The sequence below is a fragment of the Thalassotalea euphylliae genome (assembly GCF_003390395.1).
Classification (GTDB): domain Bacteria; phylum Pseudomonadota; class Gammaproteobacteria; order Enterobacterales; family Alteromonadaceae; genus Thalassotalea_F; species Thalassotalea_F euphylliae_C.
In genome coordinates, this window is the sequence record NZ_QUOV01000001.1 from 2,374,895 (window position 1) to 2,401,862 (window position 26,968).

General features: G+C 41.8%; 23 protein-coding genes and 4 tRNA genes. 15 read left to right on the plus strand and 12 right to left on the minus strand.

Annotated elements, in window-relative coordinates:
- Positions 1 to 6 precede the first annotated feature (6 nt).
- The 8 genes from DXX92_RS10580 to DXX92_RS10615 all read left to right on the plus strand — a co-directional run bounded on the left by DXX92_RS10580 (position 7) and on the right by DXX92_RS10615 (position 8,592).
- Complete coding sequence (locus tag DXX92_RS10580; RefSeq protein ID WP_116000416.1) at positions 7 to 2,400, plus strand: heavy metal translocating P-type ATPase; 2,394 nt, start codon at positions 7 to 9, stop codon at positions 2,398 to 2,400.
- Entirely contained in the window at positions 2,397 to 2,630 is a 234-nt protein-coding gene (ccoS, locus tag DXX92_RS10585; RefSeq protein WP_116000417.1) for a cbb3-type cytochrome oxidase assembly protein CcoS, read from the plus strand. The genes DXX92_RS10580 and ccoS overlap by 4 nt, the downstream gene beginning before the upstream one ends.
- On the plus strand, positions 2,630 to 3,301 hold the full coding sequence (locus tag DXX92_RS10590; RefSeq protein WP_116000418.1) for a sulfite exporter TauE/SafE family protein: 672 nt from the start codon (positions 2,630 to 2,632) through the stop codon (positions 3,299 to 3,301). The genes ccoS and DXX92_RS10590 overlap by 1 nt, the downstream gene beginning before the upstream one ends.
- A gap of 46 nt (positions 3,302 to 3,347) precedes the next feature.
- On the plus strand, positions 3,348 to 4,064 hold the full coding sequence (gene fnr, locus DXX92_RS10595) for a fumarate/nitrate reduction transcriptional regulator Fnr (protein WP_116000419.1): 717 nt from the start codon (positions 3,348 to 3,350) through the stop codon (positions 4,062 to 4,064).
- 213 nt (positions 4,065 to 4,277) lie between these two features.
- The gene (uspE, locus tag DXX92_RS10600) at positions 4,278 to 5,207 is read left to right on the plus strand and encodes a universal stress protein UspE (protein ID WP_116000420.1); all 930 of its coding nucleotides are present in this window, start codon (positions 4,278 to 4,280) and stop codon (positions 5,205 to 5,207) included.
- A gap of 211 nt (positions 5,208 to 5,418) precedes the next feature.
- The gene (gene ttcA, locus DXX92_RS10605) at positions 5,419 to 6,348 is read left to right on the plus strand and encodes a tRNA 2-thiocytidine(32) synthetase TtcA (protein WP_116000421.1); all 930 of its coding nucleotides are present in this window, start codon (positions 5,419 to 5,421) and stop codon (positions 6,346 to 6,348) included.
- A 180-nt stretch (positions 6,349 to 6,528) separates the two neighbouring features.
- Positions 6,529 to 7,821, plus strand: coding sequence for an NCS2 family permease (locus DXX92_RS10610; RefSeq protein ID WP_116000422.1), 1,293 nt, complete (start codon positions 6,529 to 6,531; stop codon positions 7,819 to 7,821).
- A gap of 9 nt (positions 7,822 to 7,830) precedes the next feature.
- Entirely contained in the window at positions 7,831 to 8,592 is a 762-nt protein-coding gene (locus DXX92_RS10615) for an outer membrane protein OmpK (RefSeq protein ID WP_116000423.1), read from the plus strand.
- Between the two features lie 389 nt (positions 8,593 to 8,981).
- On the opposite strand, the gene DXX92_RS10620 is transcribed toward DXX92_RS10615, so the two are convergent.
- From DXX92_RS10620 to DXX92_RS10645, 6 genes are all read right to left on the minus strand, one after another.
- Positions 8,982 to 9,809 (minus strand): glucosaminidase domain-containing protein, encoded by an 828-nt coding sequence (locus DXX92_RS10620; RefSeq protein WP_116002385.1) that lies wholly within the window; start codon positions 9,807 to 9,809, stop codon positions 8,982 to 8,984.
- Between the two features lie 39 nt (positions 9,810 to 9,848).
- Positions 9,849 to 10,637 (minus strand): hypothetical protein, encoded by a 789-nt coding sequence (locus tag DXX92_RS10625; RefSeq protein WP_116000424.1) that lies wholly within the window; start codon positions 10,635 to 10,637, stop codon positions 9,849 to 9,851.
- A 172-nt stretch (positions 10,638 to 10,809) separates the two neighbouring features.
- Positions 10,810 to 11,118, minus strand: a complete 309-nt coding sequence (locus tag DXX92_RS10630; RefSeq protein WP_116000425.1) for a hypothetical protein — start codon at positions 11,116 to 11,118, stop codon at positions 10,810 to 10,812.
- Positions 11,119 to 11,182: 64 nt separating this feature from the next.
- The gene (locus tag DXX92_RS10635; RefSeq protein WP_245961461.1) at positions 11,183 to 11,509 is read right to left on the minus strand and encodes a hypothetical protein; all 327 of its coding nucleotides are present in this window, start codon (positions 11,507 to 11,509) and stop codon (positions 11,183 to 11,185) included.
- A 701-nt stretch (positions 11,510 to 12,210) separates the two neighbouring features.
- Positions 12,211 to 12,768, minus strand: a complete 558-nt coding sequence (locus DXX92_RS10640) for a DUF1415 domain-containing protein (RefSeq protein WP_116000427.1) — start codon at positions 12,766 to 12,768, stop codon at positions 12,211 to 12,213.
- A 66-nt stretch (positions 12,769 to 12,834) separates the two neighbouring features.
- Complete coding sequence (locus DXX92_RS10645) at positions 12,835 to 14,616, minus strand: ABCB family ABC transporter ATP-binding protein/permease (RefSeq protein ID WP_116000428.1); 1,782 nt, start codon at positions 14,614 to 14,616, stop codon at positions 12,835 to 12,837.
- Positions 14,617 to 14,922: 306 nt separating this feature from the next.
- On the opposite strand from DXX92_RS10645, the gene DXX92_RS10650 reads away from it, so the two are divergent.
- A complete protein-coding gene (locus DXX92_RS10650) occupies positions 14,923 to 15,408 on the plus strand; it encodes an acyl-CoA thioesterase (protein WP_220347646.1) in 486 nt (161 codons plus the stop codon).
- Between the two features lie 113 nt (positions 15,409 to 15,521).
- On the opposite strand, the gene DXX92_RS10655 is transcribed toward DXX92_RS10650, so the two are convergent.
- Positions 15,522 to 15,917 (minus strand): MAPEG family protein, encoded by a 396-nt coding sequence (locus tag DXX92_RS10655; RefSeq protein ID WP_116000429.1) that lies wholly within the window; start codon positions 15,915 to 15,917, stop codon positions 15,522 to 15,524.
- A gap of 102 nt (positions 15,918 to 16,019) precedes the next feature.
- Here DXX92_RS10655 and DXX92_RS10660 point away from each other — a divergent pair, with 102 nt between their 5' ends.
- Positions 16,020 to 16,631: a TetR/AcrR family transcriptional regulator gene (locus DXX92_RS10660; RefSeq protein WP_116000430.1), complete on the plus strand. Its 612-nt coding sequence runs from the start codon at positions 16,020 to 16,022 to the stop codon at positions 16,629 to 16,631.
- 93 nt (positions 16,632 to 16,724) lie between these two features.
- Here DXX92_RS10660 and DXX92_RS10665 read toward each other — a convergent pair whose 3' ends face one another.
- From DXX92_RS10665 to DXX92_RS10685, 4 genes are all read right to left on the minus strand, one after another.
- Positions 16,725 to 17,324 carry a GTP cyclohydrolase II gene (locus DXX92_RS10665; RefSeq protein ID WP_116000431.1) on the minus strand — a complete coding sequence of 200 codons (600 nt, stop codon included), beginning with the start codon at positions 17,322 to 17,324 and terminating at the stop codon, positions 16,725 to 16,727.
- Positions 17,325 to 17,882: 558 nt separating this feature from the next.
- Entirely contained in the window at positions 17,883 to 19,883 is a 2,001-nt protein-coding gene (uvrB, locus tag DXX92_RS10675) for an excinuclease ABC subunit UvrB (protein ID WP_116000433.1), read from the minus strand.
- Positions 19,880 to 21,256 (minus strand): MATE family efflux transporter, encoded by a 1,377-nt coding sequence (locus tag DXX92_RS10680; RefSeq protein ID WP_116000434.1) that lies wholly within the window; start codon positions 21,254 to 21,256, stop codon positions 19,880 to 19,882. Before DXX92_RS10680 ends, uvrB begins: the two co-directional genes overlap by 4 nt.
- A gap of 707 nt (positions 21,257 to 21,963) precedes the next feature.
- Positions 21,964 to 23,931 (minus strand): alpha/beta hydrolase family protein, encoded by a 1,968-nt coding sequence (locus DXX92_RS10685; protein ID WP_116000435.1) that lies wholly within the window; start codon positions 23,929 to 23,931, stop codon positions 21,964 to 21,966.
- Positions 23,932 to 24,544: 613 nt separating this feature from the next.
- Between DXX92_RS10685 and DXX92_RS10690 the strand changes: the two genes are divergently transcribed.
- The 4 genes from DXX92_RS10690 (at position 24,545) to DXX92_RS10705 (ending at position 25,119) form a co-directional block, all read left to right on the plus strand.
- Positions 24,545 to 24,621 (plus strand) — tRNA-Asn (locus DXX92_RS10690).
- A gap of 81 nt (positions 24,622 to 24,702) precedes the next feature.
- Positions 24,703 to 24,779: transfer RNA gene (locus tag DXX92_RS10695), tRNA-Asn, on the plus strand.
- Positions 24,780 to 24,877: 98 nt separating this feature from the next.
- Positions 24,878 to 24,954: transfer RNA gene (locus tag DXX92_RS10700), tRNA-Asn, on the plus strand.
- A gap of 88 nt (positions 24,955 to 25,042) precedes the next feature.
- Positions 25,043 to 25,119, plus strand: a tRNA-Asn gene (locus DXX92_RS10705).
- A 101-nt stretch (positions 25,120 to 25,220) separates the two neighbouring features.
- Here the strand turns inward: DXX92_RS10705 and DXX92_RS10710 are convergent.
- Positions 25,221 to 25,682 carry an Lrp/AsnC family transcriptional regulator gene (locus tag DXX92_RS10710; RefSeq protein WP_116000436.1) on the minus strand — a complete coding sequence of 154 codons (462 nt, stop codon included), beginning with the start codon at positions 25,680 to 25,682 and terminating at the stop codon, positions 25,221 to 25,223.
- 114 nt (positions 25,683 to 25,796) lie between these two features.
- Between DXX92_RS10710 and ctlX the strand changes: the two genes are divergently transcribed.
- The gene (gene ctlX, locus DXX92_RS10715; protein WP_245961462.1) at positions 25,797 to 26,882 is read left to right on the plus strand and encodes a citrulline utilization hydrolase CtlX; all 1,086 of its coding nucleotides are present in this window, start codon (positions 25,797 to 25,799) and stop codon (positions 26,880 to 26,882) included.
- Positions 26,883 to 26,968 lie beyond the last annotated feature (86 nt).

The following is a 26,968-nucleotide window of genomic DNA, read 5'->3' on the forward strand; positions in this document are numbered from 1 at the left end:
GTACACATGTCAGATCCTTGCTTTCATTGCGGCGAGCCCATTCCTAAGGGCATTTCGCTATTTGTGACGATTGATCAGCAATCACAAGCCATGTGTTGTGCTGGTTGTCAGGCGGTTGCCGAAACTATCGTTGAAAATAACCTCACCGACTACTACAAGTTTCGCACCGAGAATGCGCCTAAAGGTACGGCACTAGTACCAGAGCAGTTGAAACGAAATCAACTGCTCGATGATGATAATCTTCAGCATGAATTTACGCATCAAGACGGTAATACTCGAGAAACCATCTTAACGGTTGATGGCATTAGCTGTGCCGCGTGTGCGTGGCTGATTGAAATGAAGCTCGAGCAAATTAGTGGTGTCAGTAAAATTTCGGTTAATGCCACCACCCAACGTGCGTCGGTTCATTGGCAAAATGATCACATTAAGCTCAGCAATATTATCGAACAAATTGAACGACTTGGTTACCATGCCCTGCCCTTTAAAGCGAGCGATGCTGAGCAACAAAACTTAGCGCAAAGCAAAACGTTTATTAAACGCTTAGGCATTTCTGGCATTTTAATGATGCAAGTGATGATGATTGCCGTTGGTTTATATTTCGGCGCGTTCTCTGATATGTCAGAGCACAATCTGGTGTACCTTCGCTACACCAGCTTACTGCTGACCACGCCTATTATTTTCTATGGTGCGCTGCCATTTTATACCGGCGCGATTAATGCGTTGAAATCAAAACGCTTATCAATGGATGTGCCCGTATCTATCGCCATACTACTAGCCTTTTTTGCCAGTGCGTGGGCGACTATTAGCCAGCAAGGCGAGGTTTATTTTGAATCTGTCTCCATGTTCACCTTTTTACTGCTCATTGGTAAGTTTTTAGAGTTTCGCGCTCGCTCTCGTGCCGCGCAAGTCTCTGCCAATTTATTGAAACTCATGCCAATGACGGCGACTAAACTAGTCAATGACATAGAACAGTATGTTGCTGCTAAATCATTAGCAATTGGCGATAAAGTGATGATTAAGCCGGGCGAAACCGTACCGGCAGACTGTGTTATTGAACACGGCGATAGCCACTTTAACGAGGCCATGCTCTCTGGTGAGCAGCGCCCTGTGGCGAAAAAAGTTGGTGACAATATATTTGCCGGTACTATTAATGGCGACGGCAATCTAGTTGCCAATGTCGTACAACCGGGCAGTGATACCTTTTTAAGCCAACTGATCCGATTAAGCGAGTCTTCGCAAGCGCACAAGCCTAAAATCGCCCAACTTTCCGATAAAATCGCTCAGTATTTTGTTGCTATTATTTTACTAACCGCGATAGGCACCGCACTATACTGGCAGCAACATATGCCAAGTGAAGCGTTCTGGATTACGCTTTCCGTGTTAGTTGCTACCTGCCCTTGTGCATTATCGCTTGCCACGCCAACCGCGCTCACTTGCGGCACTACGCGCCTTAATCGTGATGGGATTATGATCAAATCAGGCCATGTGATGGAAACTATTCCTGAAGTTGACACCTACGCGTTTGATAAAACCGGTACTCTCACTCAAGGTGAGTTCCAAGTAACCCAGCTTAAGCGCTATGATCAAAACTATAGTGAACAGCAACTATTAACCTTGGTAGCAGCACTGGAAGCTCATTCTCAACACCCACTTGCCAAAGCATTTACCCAATATCGCGACTTTGCGATTAACGCAACTGAGATTAAAGTACATCCAGGGCTAGGTGTTACAGGCCGAGTAGGTAACGATGAAATTTCACTGGGTAAAGTCAGTTGGTTAATTACCGACAGCAATGAGGAAAAGCAGTTAAATTGTGACGACGCACAAATTGCTGTGATGATTAACGACAAGCTAGTTGCCGCTATTTATCTCACCGATAGCGCACGTGAAGACGCCCAAAGTGTGCTTAGCGCGCTAAAAGCGAAGGCGATGACAACGTATATGCTGTCAGGTGATAGCAGTGCGGGCTGCCAACAAATTGCCGCTCAACTACCAATCGACCACGTGCATTCAAGCCTGAGTGCGCACGAGAAAATGGAAAAGGTAAAATCACTGCAAAGTGATCATACTGTGGCTATGGTCGGTGATGGTGTAAACGACACACCAGTGTTTAGCGCAGCACACGTTTCTATTGCCATGGGCAGTGGTACAGACGTCGCAAAAAGTGGCGCTGATGTGATTTTACTTAACAACCGATTAACGTCATTGTCGGTATTGCGTCATGTTGCACAAAAGACTCGCCGTATTATCTGGCAAAATTATGGCTGGGCATTTGGCTATAATGCTATTGTACTGCCATTAGCCGTTTGCGGTTACATCACGCCTTATATGGCGGTAATTGGCATGTCAGCCAGTTCAATATTGGTTATCACTAACTCGTTGCGATTATTGAAAAAATGAGTGTAATTTACGTACTAATTCCCATAGCTATCATCCTACTTATTGTCGGCATTTACTTGTTCTTTTGGGCGGTAAAAACCGAGCAATTTAATGATTTGGAAAAAGAAGGTTTAAGCATCTTATTCGATGATGAAAAATTAAAAGAAGAGACAGCGAATACCGAAGTAAGTAATACCGAAGCTTCAGAGCAATCATCTAGCACATCATCTGACACTAGCAATAAGCGTTAATGAACATCGATCTATTTTCGGCATTTATTATTGGCCTGCTCGGTGCGGGCCATTGTATTGCCATGTGTGGCGGCGTTTCTGGTATGTTGTTGTCGGCCATTCCTGCTGGGCAAAACCAACAAAAATTCTCACTTATTATTGGCTATAACCTAGGCCGTATTCTCTCTTATAGTTTAATCGGCGGTATTGTCGGTTTTACCGGCTCAATCACAGCAAAAAACCTCGGTGTGCCATTGACGGGCTTAAGACTACTGTCAGGCGTCTTTCTAATTTTACTTGGCTTGTATTTAGGCCAGTGGTTTATGTTACTGGCGAAAGTTGAGCAAGCCGGTAAAAAGCTTTGGCAGTTTATCTCACCGTTAGCGAAACACTTTTTGCCGGTGAATAACAAACGTAAAGCATTTGGCTTAGGGGCTGTTTGGGGTTGGTTACCCTGTGGTTTAGTTTACTCAACGCTAACATGGGCACTCGCCAGCGGTAGCTTTAGCCAAGGGGCACTGATTATGGCAGCATTTGGTGCTGGCACCCTACCCGCATTGCTCACCCTTTCCTTTGGTGTGTTTTCGGTCAAAAAAATGCTACAAAATCGAACATTTAGAAACGTTTTGGCTACAGGTCTGATTTGTTACGGTTTTTATACATTGTTTATTGCTTACAGGCTGATGTTTTAATACTATACCGAGCGTAATTCCAAGGAAATATTAAGGTTATTCCGCCATGTCTAGTCACTGTGCAAGCAACAACCATATTCATTGCCAAAACTGCAGTATCAGTGAGCTTTGCTTACCATTTTCCCTTAACGAGCAGGAGTTAGATACACTCGATAATATTATCGACCGCAAGCGCCCTATCCACAAAGGCGAAAAGATTTTCCAAGACGGCGAAGCACTTCACTCTCTATTCGCTATCCGCTCAGGCACTTTTAAAACATTTACTATTGATTCTAACGGCGAAGAGCAAATTACTGGCTTTCACTTAGCTGGTGATTTACTGGGTTTCGACGCCTTAGCCAGCAGCGAGCACCAAAGCTTTGCACAAGCACTAGAAACATCAATGGTTTGTGAAATTCCCTACCATACTCTAGATGAACTTTCGAATTCGATGCCAGCGCTTAAACGCCAAGTTTTAAGACTAATGAGCAACGAGATTCGAGCAGATCAAGATATGCTATCACTACTTAACCGTAAAAATGCCGAGCAGCGTTTAGCAACATTTTTATCATCGTTAAGTAGCCGATATAAAGCCCGTGGCTTATCTGCCAGCCAGTACCGCTTAACAATGACGCGTGGCGACATTGGCAACTACATTGGCTTGACCGTTGAAACGATTAGTCGCTTGCTAAATCGTTTTCATAAACAAGAGCTCATCATTGTTGAAGGAAAGTTAATTACCATCAATGATCTCGATGGATTGAATGAAGTCGCCATGCTGTAAAGCAAGGCGATTTCTTTCCTTTTTCTTCTTCACTTCTATTTTTATTCCCCTTTAACAATCCGTTTTCACCGCTAACAACCTTGCATCAGTGCATTTACCTACTAAGCTAAAAGTAATTGGTTAGTAGCGCCTATTTATTGATTTAAAACAAATAATTATTTGCTCATTAAAAGCACACTGTTTGTACACTATTGAATCAGCGAGGTACCGAGCATGGAAACGTATCAAAAAATCTTAGTCGTAGTTGACCCAACAACTGAAGAACAAAAAGCCTTAAGTCGGGCAATTGAGCTTGCTGATAAAACGCAAGGCAAAATCACAGCGTTTTTGAGCATTTTCGATTTTTCATACGAAATGACGACTATGCTCTCTAGCGACGAGCGTGAATCCATGCGGCAAATTGTGATCAATGATCGTATGTTGTGGATTGATGAACGTATAAAGGAGCTAGGCGCTTCTGAAAAAGACATCGACATCAAAGTGATCTGGCATAACAGACCTTTTGAAGCCGTTATTGACCAAGTGTTAGAGCATGGCTATGACGTTGTTATCAAAGGTACGCACGAGCACGACAAACTCAAATCCGTGATTTTCACACCAACTGACTGGCATTTATTACGTAAATGCCCATGCCCATTATTATTGGTTAAAGACCATTCATGGCCAGCAAACGGCAATATTTTAGCGGCAGTTAATGTCGGTAGTGATGAAGATGAGCACCAATCGCTCAATAGCATCATCACAGAAGAAGCCAAACACTTAGCTGATTTAATTAGCGCTAATGTGCATTTAGTTAATTCATTTCCTGGCACTCCGGTCAACATTGCCATCGAAATCCCCGAATTTGATGCCAGCCAATACAACGACACCATGTTGCAGCATCATCAACAATCAATGCAAACACATGCTGAAAAATACGGCATCGATACCGCCAATACCTATATCAAAGAAGGGCTACCGGAAGATGTTATTGACGAGCTATCACAAGAACTTGATGCCGAATTGGTCATTTTAGGGACAATTGGCCGTACCGGATTGTCAGCAGCACTAATTGGTAATACTGCCGAACATGTTATTGACCGATTGAATTGTGATGTCTTGGCGTTAAAACCAGCAGGCTATATTTCACCGCTACAAAGCTAGCTACTGAGCCATACATAGATTGATATAACGAATATAAAACAAAATATTAAAACACCAAAATCAAAGCTGACCGCTCGGTAAGTTACCAAAAACATTAACAAAATCGTAACCAACAGTCGCTAAAAAGAATGCTACTGTTGGTTATTTTTACTTATCTTTTATACTAGTTAGCTATATAATACGCGCCCAATTATTTGAGTAGTTTTTTGGTATGACTGAAGCAGATAACAGAAAGGCCATCTTTGAAGCCAACAAGTTGCAGAAGCGACTTCGTAGTAAAGTCGGTAAAGCGATTGCTGATTACAATATGATCGAAGAAGGCGACGTTGTTATGGCAGCTATTAGTGGCGGCAAAGATTCTTTTGCCATGCTTGATATTTTGCTTAGCTTAAAAAAGTCAGCACCGATCAATTTTGATGTGATTGCCGTTAACTTGGATCAAAAGCAACCAGGCTTTCCTGCACACATCTTACCCGACTACTTCGAATCACTTGATATCCCCTACTACATCATCGATAAAGACACTTATTCGGTTGTTAAACAAAAAGTTCCGGAAGGTAAAACCACTTGTGGTTTGTGTTCGCGTTTACGTCGCGGCACGCTTTATTCGTTTGCTGAGCAAATTGGTGCAACTAAGATTGCTCTTGGCCACCACATGGACGATATCGTGGAAACCTTATTTTTAAATATGTTCTTTGGCGCAAAGCTAAAAGCAATGCCGCCGAAGCTTCGTGCAGACGATGGTCGAAACACAGTTATTCGCCCGTTGAGCTATGTTCGTGAAAAAGACCTTATTGCCTTTGCAGAAGTACGTGAATATCCAATTATTCCATGTAACTTGTGTGGCTCTCAGGAAAACCTGCAACGCCAAAATATTAAGGCTTTGCTTAGCAGCTGGGACGCCCAAACCCCGGGTCGCATTGAGAACATATTTAAATCATTGAAAAATGTCAGTCCAAGCCAATTAGCCGATACTGAGCTATTTGACTTCGCCAACCTGCCAATTGATCGCAGCGCGCCACGCGAAGCTTATGACTTTTCAAAAGAAACTGTCTCGTCTACCAATATAGCGACTGAACTTGCCAATTCGTTAGATAGCAACATAGACGATTCAATGATTATCGACGTTTCCAATATCTAAACACTATTTGTAAAAACTATTTAGAAAAGTTGTTTAGAAAAATTAACGGATTATTTAACGAATAAATACGTCCTGATGCGCTGCTTTTTGCCTAATTTTACGCAAACAGCATCTAGGACATTGAACGCTTTCTTTTTAACGCCAATGAATTGGCCCAAACTTTAAGCTTAGCAACCCATGATGTTAGAAAAACTTTTCAAACTTACAGAACACGGAACTAACGTTCGCCAAGAAGTTGTTGCGGGGATCACTACATTCCTGACAATGGCTTACATTATTTTTGTTAACCCCGCTATGTTAGCCGATGCCGGTATGGATCACGGCGCCGTATTTGTCGCAACCTGTGTTGCCGCAGCGGTTGGCTGTTTTATTATGGGCTTTTTCGCCAACTACCCAATTGCCCTTGCACCAGGCATGGGCCTAAACGCCTTTTTCACCTACACAGTAGTCCTTGAGATGGGTTACAGCTGGCAAGTGGCACTTGGTGGCGTATTTATCTCAGGTATCATTTTCGTAATACTGAGCATCTTCAAAATTCGTGAATGGATTATCAACAGTATTCCACAATCACTGCGCTATGGTATTGCTGCCGGTATTGGTTTATTCCTCGCTTTTATCGGCTTAAAAAGCGCTGGCATTATCGTAGATAACCCAGCAACTTTAGTTAACCTTGGCGATATTACTTCATTACCTGCGTTGATGGCGGCACTTGGTTTATTCCTGATTGTAGCAATGGCAAGTCGCGGTATGAATGGCGCGGTAATGTACTCAATTTTAATTGTGACTGGTTTAGGCATTTTACTTGGCGACGTTCAATTTAACGGTTTAGTGTCGCTGCCACCTGATGTGACTCCAACGTTTATGCAATTAGACATCATGGGCGCATTAGAAGTGAGCATGATCAGTGTTATCTTCGCATTCTTGTTCGTCGACTTGTTCGATACTTCAGGCACATTAATCGCTGTTGCCCAAAAAGGTAAACTGCTAAATGAAGACGGTTCACTGCCTCGCCTAGATAAAGCACTACTTGCTGACTCATCTGCAACTATCGCAGGTAGCATGTTAGGCACCTCAACTACCACCAGTTATGTTGAAAGTGCTTCAGGTGTTGCCGCTGGTGGTCGCACAGGCTTAACTGCGGTTGTGGTTGGCTGTTTATTCTTACTTGCCTTATTATTCTCGCCACTAGCGGGTATGGTGCCAGCTTACGCCACAGCAGGCCCTCTATTTTTCGTTGCGGTATTAATGCTTTCAAGCCTAGCTCATATTGATTGGGACGACTTGTTAGAAGCAGTACCTGCAGCCCTAATCTGTATTACTATGCCATTAACTTTCTCTATTGCTCACGGTATTGCCTTTGGCTTTATTGGTTATGCAGCAGTGCGAATTTTTGCAGGCAAGTTTAATCAGTTATCAGCCAGTGTGCTATGTATAGCCGCACTATTTGTAATTAAGTTCATTTATTTTGGATAGGAAAGTTCAATGACTTTATCTCGTACTTTTTTGGTCGCTGGCGGCCTTGTTGTATCAAGTATGACTTCTGCACAAACAATATGGAGTTCAAATAGCTTAACTTACCTCAAAAACACCAGTGATTTTGAAGTATTAACTAATGACGACGTAGATGTTTTCACTTTAGAGCACGCTTCAGGCCACAACTGGGGTGACGCTTTTATGTTTGTTGACCGCATTGATGCTAAAGCAGATGCCAATGCACCAACACACAAAGAAACTTACGGTGAAGTTACCGCTCGTTTAAGTCTTTCTTACGCGTTAGACAGCAAGATTTCTTACGGCCCACTAAAAGACGTATTCATTGCTGGTACATACGAGCATGCAAGCATCTCTCAGCCTAACTTTAGCACTGGCTTTGATAACTACTTAATTGGTGTTGGTACCTCTTGGAATATTCCAGGTTTCGCTTTCTTTGGCGCTGATGTTTACCAAGCGAATAACGAGTTAACCGACAACGACACACAATTAACCATTACTTACGGCTACCCGATTACGATGGGCAAACACAAAGTAATGATTGATGGTTACATTGATTGGTCTTCTTCAGCCGACGATCACGCTGCTGATTTCCACTTCAACCCGCAAGTGCGTTTAGACGTAGGTAACTACTTTGGCAAGCCAAACGCTGTTGAAGTGGGTATTGAATACAGCTACTGGCACAACAAATTCGGTATCGCTGGTATCGATGACGAAAGCGTTGTTAGCGCCATCGTAAAAGTATTTTTATAAGACTCCTCCTTAAAAGCTTAAGCAATAGACTTATAAAAAATAAAACAATGCCGCAGTTTAAATCATTTAAACTGCGGCATTTTTATTTGCCTTCCGTTATCAGCTGACTCATCCTCTAGCCCTATAGTTAGCTCTGCTGTTAGCCCTATATTCGAATCAACCAAACCTTAGTCGTTGTTATTTTATCTTAGATTTATCAATGGATAGTTAAAAGGTTAAAACTCTTCTTAAAACTACTTGGTCTAGCTGTATTTTGATTGAAATAATCCAATCGATACACTCACGATTACGATTAAAGCAAAACAAAATTAGCCGAAGCAATTCGCTTAGTTAAAGATAAACTAAGCGATAGATAAGCTGCACAACTGAGCTGTATGGGCGCAGAATAGTTAGGGCGCGGTTGATGATTGCAAGTATTGGCTATTGTGGCGCAGCATATCTGAGATTTCCAACACATAGTCTGAACCGCGCTCAGAGTATGGCAACAAACCCATGGCTAACACTTCAGGCACCAAAGGCTGGTCTTGCTCGCGCAGTTGTTGGCGAATTGAACGAAATACGCTGTATGCGTTATTCGTGTTGATATTGTGCAAGTAACGGTCAACCGCCTGGTCAACAGATTGGAATGCTTCCACTTCATGTTTAGCGCCGCTATTGCGAGAGCGAGGCACCATGCCACAGCCCGATTTATAGCACCATATACCAAAGAAATTTAAACCAATTCGAGCAAACCTTGATGTTCCCCAAGCAGATTCGTTTGCAGCCTGCACTAGCACAAGTGCAGTTGGGATCTCATCAACCTTTAGTAACAAATGGTGTAATTGCTGCATTTGGCTGCTCTTTTTACTCACCCGATAACGGCTAGCCAACTCATCCAATTGTTGCTCTTGGCCGGGCATCAGCGGTTCACCTAAAGATACCGTTACTAACATTTCTTCAAGTGCTGCTCGGTTTGCAAGAATAGCACTATTATTTGACTCTACGGCGGGTCGAATAAAATCAAAAAAAGCAGATTTTTTCTGGTTAACATCAACAATTGCTGCGAAGTCTGGAAGCGTTACATTGTGCAGCGGTTTTTCAATAATGACGGGCTTAGGTGGTGGCGGAATCACAGGCGCCGGCACCACTTCTTCTCGTTCGGTTTCAACAACAAATGGGCGAATAAGTGCTGCAGCAATAACAACCGCACCTAAAACAAACAGTAATTTCCTTAACATCTTTTGCAACATAATTGCTCAATCCCTTTCTTTACCATGCTAGGCGACAAACGTGTCATCACCTACTTGCGCGTCAGCAGCAACTGCGTGTAATTTCATCCCGAAAATTTCACGATATAAAATGCCTTTAGCGTTGTAATAACAAGGCGCTAGATAAGATAGCGAGAAGATAAAAATAACGCTAGCGATAAACATCATAATTTCAGTTTGTGCAATCACCATTGGCAAGAGTGACGCAGCAAGTGCCATCACCATAAATAAGTAAACAGCAAAAATATTAAACCACTGAAAGCGCAGTGCTTTGAGCGATAAAATAATCGCTTTCCCTGGTGTTAAACGCTTTTCAAGTACCAGTGGAATAGTAAGAGATAAGGCAACAGCTAAGAATATGCCGGGAATGATCAGTAGCTGTAAACCTAAACTGATCAGTACAGATGTCATCACAGCGCACAGTGCTACCCAACTGCCACGTTTCAAAAATGCAAACACTAGCTTCGGCTGTGTTTTTACGCCCACTGCGTGCAATACTCCCATCATTTCGACACCAGCAAGAAATGGCCAAATCACAAGGGTAACAACGATATTAAGGATTAAACTCGCTTCAGGGTTTTCCATAATATTTTCAACACCACCCAAGTACTCACCGACTAACAATGAGCAAGCCATGCCAATAAGTAATACAAACAAAAGGCCGATATTTATCGACCAGCGTGTTGTGGTGGTTTTTTGCCATGCTTCTTGTAGCACTTGTTTAGGGTTGATGACGTACTGACCTTTCAGCGCTTTTTCAACATCACCACCAACTTGAATAATCGAATTTTTGTCCACAAAATACCTATAAGTAGCAAGAACATACCCCTATTTTTATTGGGGTTTAAAAGACATTTGAACGCTTATTGTACCTTAATGAGGGTTGTAATGCTGTGCATTTATTGTGCAAGCAATTACTGAGAAAGTTGATGGCTAATTGGCAGTTGTTTGCTGGTTCATGTGGTATGAGCTAAACGTCGATGTCAATCCCATCACCTTTTCCGCCAAAGAATCCCCCTAAAATTCGGCCAACTAATCTGAAAAACCAAACGGCGAAGTCAACAGGAAACTCAATGAAAACTTCGATAACATCCAAAACGACGTGATCTCCATCTCGTTTACCACGTCTTTTGCTAGGCCAGCACCAATAAGCGCAAACAAATAAGACAACGCTGACGAACAAGAGGCTCCAACTAAACTCAGCGGTTACCAACGAGGCGGCCAAAACGCATCCTGCGACAAAGCAAAGCACGGCCAATAATTCTCTTAACGATTCCATTCTCAATAATTTCCTATTTATTTGTCAGTTATGCATAATTTGGCATTCAAGACAGAAAATCCCTCTACGAAAGTTGGCTCGCATTTTCTTGTTCTTGCAGAGTTGCAGCTTTTGACAAAGCCCACCAACCTATAAAAATACTCATTACAGTTCTAATGGGAAAATAAATTAATGCAGGTAGATCAAAAATCCAATAAACAACTTTTTCAGGCAACACATAAAACGCCACTTGTTTAACCCAAAAAATGAACGGCACAAAATCACGAAGCAAATCGTTGACAGAAATACCTACAAGTACCCAATTCTCTGCAACATTTATCCATATGGCATAAACTGCTAAGACACCATCACCTAAGCTACCGACCACAGATGACCAACCTAAAATAAGCAAAAACAACCGCACCGTCACTCCTTAGTCAATCGCGAAGCTCTAGTGGCAACGCAATATCATTCTGTAACACCTAGGATTATTCACTATGCGTAAAGTTAATAAATTTTATAGCAATTTTATAGAGTTAATTTTTATAGAGGTGATGTTGGGTTGTTGAAGTACCAGTGATGGAAAGAAGATAGGTGGTTGCGATTTTATTCTGTAGCTAGGTCTAGATTACTGGGGAGGTGGTGACAAGCTTTATTGTCGGTACTGAATAATAGCGAGAGGAATTATTCTGTTTTGGGCGGGTTCGCAGTTAAGTGGCTAATACCATGCTCGATATATCGCTGGTTTGGCTGAATATATAAATTACTTGGTTGAATGGTTAAAGTTACATGGTTAACGGTTAACGGTGAATGGTTAACTCACTGCTTTTTCCAGTTTAGCTGCGTAGAACTGCCATAATTCCTCAAAATTGCTAAATTTGTATAATTTGCCGTGGTACATTGCTTTCATCACATTCACCTAACACTTGCGTTTATTTGCTTTAACTTACGTTAATGTCGATGCAAGAAACGCTTTCACCGATTGATGGTGGCAATTGTATATAAATCAATCAAAAGAAAGCGTTATAGAGTGCTATTTGAATGTAATAAGTTGTACGTTATTTATTCACCTATTCACCTATTCACCTCGCGGAAGGCTTAGTTTATGCAGTGCTAGCTCAGCTTATTCAAGCCAGCCAAAAATTGTTTAAAGAACTTTGTGCCTTTTTCTTCGGCCAAAGCAATATTATCTTCTGGGATTTGTTCGGGATTTTGATACACTGCCAACACTTTCGCCATACTAGCTTCGCGAATTAAATGCAAAGTTGGTAGTGGCGAACGGTTAGTATAGTTGCTAGCCCCCTGCTCATCTTCGCCTTCAAAAACATAGTCTGGATGAAAGCTAGCAATTTGTATTTCGCCATCTAAACCTAAATCAACAAGTAACTCGTTAGCGTAATCGACCAGATCAAGGTATTTGTCAAAACTGCGAAAACCGGTTGTAAAAATCACTAGCGTGGTTTCAATTTCTGGGTGTTCAACTAGGTATTGTAATTGCTCGGCAACTTCACTTAGCGCTTGTTCAAGAAGGCCAGTATTGCTGGTCGCGTATCGAATAGTGTTATTAACAAACTCTTTTTTTGCAAAAGGGCAAAAGTTTAAGCCGATCACTATCTGTTCAAGCCAGTGTTTAGTTTTTACTACTGCAGGGTGTAGTTTTTCGTCAGTCATTTTAAATTTACCAGTCGTTTTGCGTTGAGAGTATGCTAGAAGTTTTCGGGCACGCTTTTTATCAGGTTATTCGCTTTGCTGCAATGCCCACATCGAGGCATATTGCCCGCCTTTGGCCATTAACGTTTGATGATCCCCCTGCTCTATCAGCTTACCTTGTTTCATCACAATGATATGATCAGCATCGACTATGGTAGATAAACGGTGAGCTATCACTAAACTCGTCTTGTTGCGACTGACCTGTTTTATTGCCTTCAAAATGGCCTGCTCTGAATGGCTATCTAGCGAAGAAGTTGCTTCGTCAAATACTAAAATGTCTGGTGCTTTTAAAATAGTTCGCGCTATGGCAACCCGTTGTTTCTCACCACCGGACAACTTTAAGCCACGCTCACCCACCATAGTATTTTCACCGTCAGGTAAACTGTCAATAAACTGGTCTAAATAGGCTAATTTTATTGCCTCACGCACTCGTGATTTTGATGCTTGTGGATCGCCATAATGAACATTAGCCAACAGTGTATCGTTAAATAGCACGGTATCTTGCGGAACAATACCGATATGTGCGCGAAGACTATGCTGCGTGACTTCCCGAATATCTTGCCCATCAATTGCGATATTGCCACAAGTAGTATCGTAGAAACGAAACAATAGTTTGACGAGTGTCGACTTGCCAGAGCCGCTATCACCCACCACGGCAACTTTTTGTCCAGGTGCAATCGTAAAATTCAGCGCTTTTATCACGTCTCGCTTACCATCGTAGCTAAAGCCAACGTTATTAAACGATATTACGCCTTCACTCACCTTAAGTGGCTTAGCATCTTTACCGTCAACCACCTTAGGTGTTTTCGCCAACAAGCTAAACATGTGCTCAATATTTGCCATCGAACCTTTAATTTCGCGATAGACAAAGCCCAGAAAATTCAGTGGTAAAAACAGCTGCATCATAAACGCATTAATCAGCACAAAATCCCCTAACGTCATTTGCTGATGCGTCACTTGGTAAGCTGCCATCGCCAGCATGCCCGTCATTGAAGTGGCAATAATGAGCGCCTGACCACCATTTAAGGCAAAGAGTGACAACCGGTTTTTAATTTTTGCCTGCTCCCAAGTGGCTAATTGCTCGTCATAGGCATTTGCTTCGTAACGCTCGTTGGTAAAATATTTAACGGTCTCGTAATTTAAAAGGCTGTCAATTGCACGGGTATTACTGGAAGAGTCGGCTTTATTAGCTTCGCGTATATAGCGAGTGCGCCATTCTGTCGCTTTTACCGAATAACCAACATAGCAAACGATAGAGGTGAGCACTGCAAGTGAAAAGGTTAAACCGTAGTTGTAGCCTAAAATGCCAATCACCAAGGCAATTTCAAACAAGGTGGGTACTATGTTAAAGACCATAAAGCGCATTAAAAAGCTGATGCCAGAGGTGCCACGATCAATATCTCGCGACAATCCACCCGTTTGACGGTTTAAGTGAAAGTCCAATTCTAGTTGATGCAAATGTTGAAAGACTTTCAGGCCAATACGGCGAATTGCACGTTCTGTTACTCGGCCAAATAATGTATCTCGTATCTCGGCAAAAATAACAATTGAGAAACGCACTAAACCATAGGCCGCAACCAAACCAAGCGGCACCAGTAACAAGCTTTGTTTGTTGTTTTGATCTAAGGTATCAACCAGGTCTTTTAGAATAAAAGGTAAATAAACGCTGGCAATTTTCGTCAGAATTAAGCAAGCAATCGCAATCGATATACGCGTGCGAAATTCGAGTAAATATGGCCATAAAGTTTTCAATACTCGCCAATTTATCTCGGTGACTTCACGATCAGGGTGATGGCTTCTACGGGGCATATTGCTACAACGCTCTTAATTTATTCCGCTACACGACGAGTTATGGTTCAAACGATACTTGCTAATTGACTGATTAAATTGATGACTGACTAAAAAGTTGAGTAGCTAAGTCTCTGCTATCTCTATGGTAAGTCTAACATTTATTTTCATACGCTAGCTAAAACTAAAGTTGAAATTAAACCAAGCATACGGTTCACACCAAAACATAGATGCAAAAAATCATTGCATAGCACTAGTGACAATCGCTCAATGGCAAGGTTAAGCTAAAGCTTACAAGTTGTTTTATGTACTGGTAGTTAGATATTTATGGACGAGTCAATTTTACAGTTAGCAGAATACCCCAACGCCTTTGGCAAAATGTTCAAAGTAACCGAAGAGGATATAGATGGCTTTGGTCATGTTAACAATGCCGTTTACTTAAAATGGCTTGATGCCACTGTATGGGCGCATACTCGATATGTTGGTTTAGATGAGCATACTTGCCAATCACTTAATCGTGGTATGGCGGTGGTTCGCCACGAACTTGATTATATTAGCTCAGCTTATTTGGATGATGAGATTGCCGTGTTTAACTGGCTGTCCGCCAATGACGGTAAACTGCGGGCAAGCCGCACTTTTCAAGTTGTAAGAGTAAAAGATAAGAAAACCTTGCTACGCGCAAGAACAGACTATATTTGCACAGATTTAAGCACTGGGCGTCCAAAACGTATGCCACAACAATTTGCCGAGTCTTATCAAATAACCTTAAATTCAGAGGCTACTTCGCCTAAAGCACAAGCCATTCCCGCTTAACTTATATGCTAGTTTTGCGTTAGTTAGACGCAAGTCACTATCACTGGGATCGTGCGAGCCAAGCGGCTCATCACGCTCCCGATAAAGACCAAGCACAATTATTCTCTAACTGTTTACCCCATTAAAATCCCAACGCCAAATGCCCCAATAGCAGTCACCCCAACATTCCAAACTAGTGTTCTAGCGCCAGTAATACCTAGCACGTAGCTAATGGCGTACAGTACGCGTGCGCCAGCGAATATAATAGCGCTCCATTGTGTTATAACGTTTGAAACACCACTGTGTGCGGCAATAAATACCAAAGGTGCAAAAACAACGGCGGCTTCAATCGAGTTTCGAATAGTACGTTCAATTCGGCCTAAAATCGCGGGCGGGTTATCCAATGGTAAGTCTCTGTTGCCTGATACATAGGCAAAGTTAGAATTTGCAACTAACACCATTGCCTGTGTAAACAAGGTAAATAGGATGGTTGCACAAAAGGTGTAAAGCGAAAGCAATTCAATAGACATGGTTTATTCTCCTTTATTAATTTATTTTGTACTGCGCAATACAATTTAAATATGGCAGAATAAATAACACAGTTCAATCTATTTTGTTTAGGTTAGTACAAAATGCCAAGAAATCGCAGTTTTAATGAAGAGGAAGTCCTGTACAAGATCATGTGGACTTTTTGGGAGCAAGGCTATGAGGCAACTAATCTCGGTCACCTTGAGGCTGTCACGTCCTTGCCAAGAACTAGCTTGTACAATGCTTTTGGTAATAAAGCTGACATTTTTGCCCAGATTCTTTCCTTGTATCATCGAGTTATGGAGGGACATTTCGCTGAAATTACCGCAAAACCAACTATGGATTCACTAGTTAGCGTATTTGAAGCAATGCTAGACAGGCAAAATGAAGAAGGTAAAAAATTTCCGTTAGGCTGCTTGATGGTGGGAGCTGCATCTCAACGTTCAGTGCTTGAAGAAAGGCATATTGAACTAGTACATAGCTATAGATCGATGCTGGTTTCAAGAGCTCATGATATTTTGAAGATAAATCAAGAAGCTGGCGAAATTAACGCCAATATAAATGTGGCAGAATCTGCCGAGTTTCTAGTCTGTGTTGCTTGGGGTGCACTATTAACCCAGTGTATTGATACTGGAGGAAGTAGCGTGCAATCGGCTGTGGCAACGCTTAAACAAACCTGTATTAACTGGTGTACATCACCATCGGTACTGGCTTAGTTTAGCAGGTAAGTCGTAATAACATACGCCAGATCTGAGCTAGTTCAGATCTGGCGCGGATGACAGAACGTAAATGTTTTGCCTCCAAAGACCTTATGGCTCAAGTTTTATATTGTGCTTGCCGTGCTCTTGCTTGGCAGCAAGATAATTGGCGTTATCATCTTTTAAATGAACTTGAGTATTGACCACCTCAGTCACTTCTACGTGGGTAGCGAGTGCTTTCGCTTTTCTTGGGTTATTGGTCAGTAACTTTATACGTTGAATATTAAGTGCATCCAACATAGAAAACGCATGTTCGAAGCTACGCTGGTCATCTTCAAAACCTAAGTGATTATTGGCTTGATAGGTATTTAAACCTTGGCTTTGCAGCACATAAGCATCTATTTTGTTGTAAAGACCAATGCCTCTGCCTTCTTGGCGCATATACAGAATGATACCACCCTGCTCTGCCATTACATTGATACTTTCATCGAGTTGTTCACCACAGTCACAGCGTGATGAATGGAACACGTCACCGGTTAAACATTCTGAATGCACGCGCACCAATGGTACATCTTGATTTAAATCTGCTTGTTTGAACACCATGGCAACGTGTTCATTATCTTTATCAAAACCAGTGAAGCTAATAATTTCTGCGTCGATATCACTGTTTTGGCCAACTTTAAGGCTAACTCTGGCTCTAATTTCTGACATATCTCTATTTGATCTCTTTGCGTTTATTAGTTTTACGGCAACTAATAAAATTAGATCGCGGATTTTACTCCTTGTTCACTGAAATGGCGAACTTTTCTAGGTAACTGCTTAGAAAACTTACGACAAAGTTATAACTCAACCACGAACGTTTATAACACATAAAAAGTGTGGGTATTTTTTAGATAACCAAAGAATCTAACCCCTTAAGGGGCATCAACTACAATTAATATTAGTGTTCACACATATGAGGATGTATTTATGAGCGCTATATGGAGAAATCATGCCATGCACTTAGCCAATATGATTAATTGCAATAAGGAGACCGCTGCACATCTGTATTTGGAACAGCTGATGCTATTCCCGCTTGACGTGCAGGATAAAATAATAGAAGAAATTAGTAATTTGTCGCATTGCAACAGTGACGCCGTTGCAGACATTATAGGGCGCTACTCTATGCCTGAGTTAAGGTAGCGCAAACGAGAGCAACACGAGTACATCTGGCCACTATAACTAAATGCGCCGACCAAATTAGCTAGGCGATTCTATTTTGTATATGCACTAGCGACTTAGCTGTTGCTCTCTTAGTTTAGCTACTTCATCTCGTATCGCAGCAGCTTGTTCAAATTCTAGATTTTTAGCATGTTCAATCATTTTTGCTTCAAGCTGCTTAACTTGCTCATCAATTTCCTCAAACGAAAGCGTTTTATAGGCAGCTTTTTGCTCGGCCACTTTATTGGCGATCAATTGCTCTTCAGGATCTAAGCCAACGTCCATCACATCCGTAATTTTACGCTTCACCCCTTTTGGTGTGATGTTATTGGCTTTGTTGTGATCGTCTTGTTTAGCACGGCGACGTTCTGTTTCATCAATGGCTCTGCGCATTGAGCCAGTAATGCGGTCAGCATATAAAATCGCCTTACCATTCACATTACGCGCTGCACGACCGATGGTTTGAATAAGCGAACGCTCTGAGCGTAAGAAGCCTTCTTTGTCTGCGTCTAAAATAGCGACTAAGGAAACTTCGGGCATATCTAAGCCCTCACGCAGCAAGTTAATACCGACGAGCACATCAAATTTGCCCAAGCGAAAATCACGAATAATTTCGACCCGCTCAACGGTATCGACATCAGAGTGCAGATAACGGGTTTTAATATTGTGCTCGTCTAAGTAATCGGTTAAGTCTTCGGCCATACGCTTAGTCAGTGTTGTAGCAAGTACACGTTCTCCTAGCGGAATGCGCTTATTAATCTCTGATAATAAGTCATCTACTTGCGTGTCTACTGGTCGCACCATAATTTCTGGATCAAGCAGACCCGTTGGCCTAACTACCTGCTCAGCGACTTCGCCTGAAGACTTTTCCAGTTCGTAATCACTCGGCGTTGCCGACACATAAATAGTTTGTGGTGCCAGTGCTTCAAACTCTTCGAATTTCATCGGGCGGTTATCAAGTGCTGATGGTAATCGAAAACCATATTCCACGAGGTTTTCTTTGCGCGATCGGTCACCTTTATACATGGCGCCAATTTGCGGCACAGTAACATGTGATTCGTCAATCACCAGCAAACCGTCATCCGGTAAGTAGTCAAATAACGTCGGTGGCGCTTCACCTGCTTCGCGACCTGATAGGTAGCGTGAATAGTTTTCGATACCTGAGCAGTAACCAAGTTCAGTCATCATTTCAATATCAAACTGAGTGCGCTGAACAATGCGTTGCTCTTCTATCAGCTTGTTATTGTCTTTTAACTGCTGAGCGCGATCTTTAAGCTCAACTTTGATCGATTCTACCGCTGCTAATATTTTATCGCGCGGTGTCGCATAGTGAGTTTTAGGGTAAACGGTTACTCGAGCAAGCGTGCGCTCAACCGCGCCAGTTAATGGGTCGAATTCACTGATTTTTTCCACTTCTTCGTCGAACAGCTCAACACGTAATGCAAGACGATCAGATTCGGCAGGGAAAATATCAATCACATCACCACGCACACGGTAAGTTGCCCGTTGAAACGCTAAATCGTTGCGGGTGTATTGCAATTCAGCTAGGCGGCGCAAAATATCACGTTGATTGATGATATCGCCCTGACGCAAATGCAGCATCATCTGCAGGTAAGAATCAGGGTCACCCAAACCGTATATCGCCGACACCGACGCGACAATTATAACGTCTCGTCGCTCAAGTAAGGCTTTAGTTGCCGATAGTCGCATCTGCTCAATATGATCATTTATTGAGGCATCTTTCTCGATAAATGTATCCGTTGTTGGCACGTAAGCTTCCGGCTGATAGTAATCGTAGTAAGAAACAAAGTATTCAACGGCATTGTTCGGGAAAAATTCTTTCATCTCCCCGTAAAGCTGCGCTGCCAAGGTTTTATTTGGCGCTAGCATCATGGTTGGGCGATTTAATTTGGCAATAACATTCGCCACCGTAAAGGTTTTACCTGAGCCAGTTACGCCAAGTAGTGTTTGATGAGCAAGACCTGAGTCTATGCCATCAAGCAATTGTTCGATCGCGGTTGGTTGGTCGCCACTTGGCGTATAATCAGAAACTAATTCAATTGACTTCATGTCGACTGCGGCTCCGCGTCTATATTTTCATCGATAAATTGGCGCGTAAATGAATAGTAAGAGATAAATGCCATGACTAAATTGCCCAGCAGTGCACCAATAAAGAAACCTTCTATGCCATATAAGTAGCTACCTAGGTAAGCAAGCGGCACATAACAAACAAATAAACGCACAACTGATAGCACTAAGGCAACCATAGGTTTATGCAGTGCATTAAATGATGAGTTAGTTAGAATAATAATACCTTGTAAGCCATAGCCTAGCGGTAAGGTGTAAATGAATAACTTGATAAGATCGGCCACTGCTTGTTCTTTAGCAAAGGCATCTGCAACCCATGAAGATATCACAATAAGAATGGCATAAATTAATACTTGCCAAATCATCACGAATTTCACTGAGGTGCGGTATGCCTGCTCAACTCTAGCCATATTACCCGCACCAAAGTTTTGGCTAATAAATGGTGGTAAGGTCATCGACATCGCCAATACCACTAAGCTAGCGATCGATTCAATTCGTGAGCCAACACCGAAGGCCGCCACTGCAGATTCACCGTAGCCTGCAATTATTGCCGTCATAATCGCTGCGGCAATAGGCGTTAGCATATTTGCGCCAGCGGCAGGCAAGCCAATGTGTAAAATTCCTTTGCACGATTTAAGCAAGGTGTGTATTGGAATCAAATGAGCATGAATAAGCTGGCGTTTGTTGACCAAAATATGAAGGACTAACGCTAAGCCGACAAGCCATGATACTAAGGTAGCAATTGCCGCACCTTTGATTCCCATCGCTGGTACCGGGCCAAGGCCAAAAATAAACAAAGGGTCTAATACGGCATTAATTAAACCAGCACTGCCCATAATAATACTAGGTGTTCGCGTATCCCCTGAAGCACGCAGCACAGCATTACCAATCATTGGACCAATTAAACAGACACTGCCTAAATACCAAATGTCCATGTAATCGTGAATAAGTGGCAATAAGCTATCGCTTGCACCAAGCAAGTGGAAAATTTCATCAGTAAAGTAATAGCCTATACCCGATACTATCGAGACAATTACAGCGGCTAAATACATCGCACTGGTTGCGTTGTCTTTTGCCGTTTCTTTGTCTTTTGCACCTAAGTATTTTGCAATGACTGCGGATGTGCCTATGCCTAATCCTATGGTTAGGCTTAACACAGTGAAGGTGATTGGAAAGGTAAAACTTACTGCGGCTAGCGGCTGTGTGCCTAATAAGCCAATAAAAAACGTGTCAACCAAGTTGAAGGTCATCAATAGAACCATGCCGTATATCATAGGAATGGTCATATTTTTCAAGGTTGGCCCTACCGGATCGGCCAGCAAGTCGATCTGGTGTTTATGTTTTGTGTCGGTCATGTACTTAATTGATTACCGTATGTAACTGGTCAAACAAACAAGGAAGGTTCTTTGTGTTCTTCGCACACTTTGTGTTTTTGTATGCTTTGCGATATCGCGAAACAACTATTGTAAAAGATAGTGATAAGACTCGCTATTGCTATCTTTTATTTCACCTAGATTGATTCGCAACAAAGTGTAAACACTTGTTGTGCTACTACATAAAAGTTCTGCGCATAGATTCTACACATAGAACAAGCCCTACCAGCGCATCATCGCAAAAAGAACACACAGATACTCGGCAAAATCGATGAATCGCCTAATAAATAGGCTGCACGGCTCAGCATTGTACAAAATACAAGCTATCTCGTTGTTTATAAAAGGTATCACGACAACTAGTTAAATTTTAACCAATGCGCTACAGACCCCATATTTATTCGCAATTACCAACTATTACACTTTAACTCACACAGTTATCCACAATTTACGTGGATAACTCATCAGAGTTACCAAGTTATCTAAGCTCACTACTGATAATTCAGTTATGGTAGTACGCTAAATGCGGAGTGTAAGTCCAATCAACACGGTAATTAGCAGGTAAGAGCTATATAGCTTGGAAGGCTAAGTTGGAGGATATTGGGTAATGAATAACCTTGATGAAAACACGGATTGCTCTCTGTGCTAACTCACAGCGCAGAACTGAACAGAGAGCAAGTTTTCAACTATGTTTATAAATATTTTTTTAGGAAATTTACATAGGCTTCAGACGCTTCAATGCGATTGCTTTTGTTCCTAAAACCATGACCTTCATCGTCAAACAAAACATAATCCACTGGCACATTGTTTTTACGAATCGCTTCCACCATTTCATCGCTTTCAACCTGTAAAACACGAGGGTCGTTGGCGCCTTGCACAATCAGCACTGGTGCTTTGATGTTGCTAGCATGGAATAAAGGAGAAATCGCGCGGTGGCGCTCTTCGTCTGTCGCAGGATCACCCATTTCTTGGTAGAGGCTTTCTTTAAACGCCTCCCACCAAGGTGGAATACTTTTCAATGTGCGAACCCAGTTGGTCACACCAAAAATGTTGATACCAACTTCAAATTCATCGGTAAAGGCAAGACCCGCCATGGTTAGGTACCCGCCATAGCTACCACCTATCAAACCAATTTTATCAGCATCAACCCAGTCCAATGATTGCAGGTACTTTTTACCGTAAACAATGTCTTTTAAATCAACATCGCCGTGCTTTTTATCGTCAAGGTGATAGAAGGTTTTGCCATAACCGGACGAACCTCGATTATTAACGGCGAAAATCGCATAGCCATGGTTGACCAAATGCTGCCTTGCCGCAGAATAACCTGTTCTTGATTGTCCGCCGGGGCCGCCATGTATCCATATTAGCGCTGGTACCTTGTTGGCACTTGAAGCTTGCTTAGGCTTGAACAACAAGCTTGGTATCGGCAACTCATCATAGCTATTAAAACGAACAACACTACTTGCTACTAGATGTTGCTCGTCCATTTCTTTCGCCAACGTATTGGTTAGCTTAGTGGGGGCATCACTGCCAAATTGATAGGTATAAAGATTGGAAGGAGAAGTATCTGAGTTCAACAAGAAGTTAACAACGCGCTCATCAGACGAAAAGTTTACACCGCGAATATCACCTGCTGCTAAATTTGGGATGATGACTTGCTTACCACTTGTTTGCTCTACACTTGATTGATCTACATTGCCTAGTTCAGTAATGGTTACCGTTGTGCTCGCATCTTCATTCACCCCCATAACACTGTACTTGCCAGTAGGTGAATACACTAAATAAGCGACGTCCCAGTTCAAGTTAGTGATTTGCTTGTGCTCACCCGTTTCAATGTTATAAGTCCATGGCTGGGAAAACTCGCCGTTAAGATTAGTTGAATACGCAACTATGTTATTGTCAGGTGAAAAGTCCAGTAAGTTAACTTCAGCATCGTTATCATCATCTGATAGATTGATTAATTTACCATTACTAACGTTCGCAATAATTAAATCTGTATCTGTATTGCGGTTAGATTTTGAAAGCCCTATCCACTGCCCATTTGGTGTGACACCGCTGATAAAATAGTTATTGTCATTTTCAAAGATTAACTCTCTGCTGTAATCTTCAACACTATATTTATACAAATCAAATACTTTGGAATCGCGTTCATTGGTCGCTATATAAAACCACTTATCACTTTCGTGCCAACCAACAAATGATGCTTTTAAGTTCTCACCCGGCGTTAAGTCTTTTACGGTGCCATCTGTTGATTGAACATAAACGTGATTGAGCTCATTGCCGCCTTGGTCAGAAGAATATAAAAACCGATCATCGGTTGGAAACCAATCAACAACCCAAATAGCGTCTGTGGTCGATAGGGTCAGTTGTGTGGGCTTATCGCCATTGAGCGGATATTGGTAAGCATTGTAGATACCTGACTCGTCAGAGCTCACTAGGGCATATTCGCCAGAATAATTGATGCGTGAGCCATAAATACTCGTGGTTTTGAAAAAGGTTTCGGCTGAATATGTTGGTATGGTTGGCGTTGCTTCTGGTAGTTTTACTTCTTGTGCATCAGGTTTTGCGGCGGACACCGTCTCTTGATTGGTGTTACCAGACTCGCTACACCCCAATAGCAAGCCCATAATCACCAATAGCGATGATATTTTATGGTTCATTTCACGTTCCTTATTGTAATTAGTCGATACCTCTGACCATATTTTTATTGTTTTATCGCTACCCTCAATGTTTCTAGTGGTTTTCAACTAACTCCTAATAAATCAATAATAAGCAAGCTAGAAGTGTAACGACAAAACTGAGAATAGTTGACTCAACTGAAAGGGTCAATTAGAGCCTTTTGCGGAGTGTTAAGCGGCGCTGTAGTTCAAAAGAATGGGTTCAAAAAATGAGTTTCAAAAGAATGCTGTAAATGAGTGTTCTGAATGAATGACGTTACTTATGTGAACTGATGTGAACTGAGCTTTTAATGACAACATCAAACTGTATTCCTCATTGCCATACAAATAAATAAGCGACTATCTAAATAATGCAGACTGAAGACTTTCGATTAAAACATCAACAAACACTTGTAAGTAACAGCAGGCAACCTTAAAGATATCAGCTAATTGTGCGCAAAATTACCACCACTTGACCACATATTCAGCAAACGATCTAATTGTGAAAGAATTTGTCATTTTTGTGTTGACACTCTCACTAACGGGCTTTAATATTCCGCCCCGTTAGCGAGGCAAGCCTATTAAACGGTATGTTTCACTACTGAATAAACACTATTCCCCTGTAGCTCAGTTGGTTAGAGCGGTGGACTGTTAATCCATGTGTCGTCTGTTCAAATCAGACCAGGGGAGCCACTCTTTTTTAAGAGTAAAGATAATGACTAGGTAAATCTGTTGTTATTAAATCATTTAGTGTTAAAGAAAGTAAAAATTTATTCCCCTGTAGCTCAGTTGGTTAGAGCGGTGGACTGTTAATCCATGTGTCGTCTGTTCAAATCAGACCAGGGGAGCCACTTTCTTCTAAAGAAAAAAACTAGAATTAAAGGTAATGGCTGATATTGTTAGCGGTTATCTGAGTGAAAGCTCAAGGTAAAAGAAAGTAAAAGTTTATTCCCCTGTAGCTCAGTTGGTTAGAGCGGTGGACTGTTAATCCATGTGTCGTCTGTTCAAATCAGACCAGGGGAGCCAATTTCTTCTTATACTTATTATTTACTAATAAATTGGTTAGGTAATAAGTTAAGAAAAATCCCATCAAACGATGGCAGTAAAAGTTTATTCCCCTGTAGCTCAGTTGGTTAGAGCGGTGGACTGTTAATCCATGTGTCGTCTGTTCAAATCAGACCAGGGGAGCCAATTAATTCACTAGCAAGTGAAACAAGAAAGACCATCATTTGATGGTCTTTTTTTTCGTCTAGAAAATCTCACTAGCCCTGCTCCAGGCCACATTAACCAATTTAAATTGTGGTTAGCAAAATACTAGTTTCACTGGCAATAATCCCTTCTATCTCGCGAACAATTCGCAAAACTCGATCAAACTCAACAAGATTGCTGGTGTTTATCTCTGCTACCAAGTCCCACTTACCATTAGTAGTATGCAGTTTAACTAATTCAGGAATGCCTCTTAACAGTTGGATCACTTGTGAGGTTGAACGACCAATCACTTCAATCATCATCATTGCGCGCACCGTATCTTGCTCAAGCCCTTCATGAGCGCGAATCGTAAAACCTAAAATTGCCCCTGTGCTGATTAATTTATCAATTCGACTTTGCACCGTCGCACGCGATACTTTGAGTTGTTTCGCTAACTCAGAAACAGGCGCACGGCCGTCATTACGCAGCAAGGCAATAAGCGATTGATCTAACGCGTCGTAACGATGTGGATTGAGCGTTTTTGGCTCAATGTTATCATTTTGCATACCTAAGCTTATCTATTTGTATATTTTGGCTATCAATTTATCACATTATTACGCTTTTTGTTTAGCATGCTTGGGGGTTAGCCTAGCAATATATTGTACAAAGCGAATTTCATTATGTTATCAACTCACGCTAACCCAGCTAAAACCACTCTAACAATTGCCGACTTAAATTGTTCAGGATCAGAGGTACACGCATCAGAAACAACTCAAGCGCCAATACCAGCGTCAAAACAAGCACCAATGCAGGCGTCAAAACAAGCCCACATTCAAGCAGCCATTCATGCACCTGGGGCTGTAGTGATGGTGCGCCCACATCAATTTAAACCCAATCCACAAACAGCAAACGATAATGCCTTTCAAGTAAACGACAAAATTACGCTGAGTCAGCAACAAATTGCTAAACAAGCGTTTGATGAAGTGACTCAGGTGGCCAGCAAGTTATCTACCCTAGGGGTAAAAGTGCATTTGTTTGAAGATAAGCTTTCGAGTACGCCAGATGCTGTCTTTCCCAACAATTGGTTTTCCACGCATAGTGACGGGCAACTTTATATATATCCAATGTACGCAGAAAATCGTCGCTTGGAAAAACGAGACGATATTATTGAGCACTTGATCGCTAATTATCAGGTTACACAGTTAACTGATCTTTCATCTTGGGAGCAAAAACAACAGTTTTTGGAAGGAACCGGGGTATTAGTGATCGATCACCTAAATCACTTGGTCTATGTCACTCGCTCAAAACGCGCAGATGAAGCGCCGCTAATGGACTTTTGCCAACAGCAAAACTTATCTCCTGTATTTTTCACTGCTACCGATCGCCGAGGTAAAGCTATTTATCACACCAATGTACTGATGTGTGTGACGACTGATTTTGTCATTATTGCTGATGAAATGATTCCCGATAATAAGGAGCGCGAGCAAGTCTTAAAGTTTATACGCCATAGTGGTAAAGCTCATATTTCACTTACCGAAAATCAAATAAATCAATTTGCTGGCAATATGTTTGAGCTTAGCGGTAGCGAAGGACGATTTATCGCGATGTCGACTACTGCTTACCAGTCGTTATCAAAACAACAAATCTCAGTGCTACTGGCAAAAACACGTATTGAAACTTTTGATATCCCAACCATTGAAATGGCGGGTGGCTCAATTCGCTGTATGCTGGCAGGTATTCATTTAACACCGTCACCAAAGCTTTAGACATAACAATAAAATGTAAGTGTACACATATACTTAGAATACGCTAAGGTAAGGCGATTCGAATAATAATTTCGTAGAACAAATAA